Origin of the sequence: Bacillus sp. SIMBA_005 (assembly GCF_046535585.1) — a bacterium.
In the GTDB taxonomy this organism is placed as follows: Bacteria; Bacillota; Bacilli; order Bacillales; family Bacillaceae; genus Bacillus; species Bacillus pumilus.
Window position 1 is genome coordinate 1 of the sequence record NZ_JAWRWI010000260.1, and the last position, 279, is coordinate 279.

At 45.5% G+C, this 279-nt stretch carries 1 protein-coding gene; it reads left to right on the forward strand.

The window, feature by feature from the left end; translation table 11 throughout:
* Nucleotides 1-279, forward strand: a 279-nt coding sequence (locus tag SB660_RS20020) for a UvrB/UvrC motif-containing protein (protein ID WP_410584040.1), incomplete at both ends; no start/stop codon positions are given.

The following is a 279-nucleotide window of genomic DNA, read 5'->3' on the forward strand; positions in this document are numbered from 1 at the left end:
GAGGAGACAAACCGCGAGATTGTTGAAGACATCACCCGTTTTTTAAAGGGAGGGCATAACGAAATCAAAAAAGAGCTTGAAGCGAAAATGGCAGAAGCGGCCGAAAAGCTTGAATTTGAACGGGCTAAAGAATTCCGCGACCAGCTTGCTCACATCGAATCGACGATGGAGAAGCAGAAAATGACCATGAATGACCTTCTGGACCGCGATGTGTTTGCATATGCCTACGATAAAGGCTGGATGTGCGTTCAAGTCTTTTTTATACGCCAAGGAAAACTG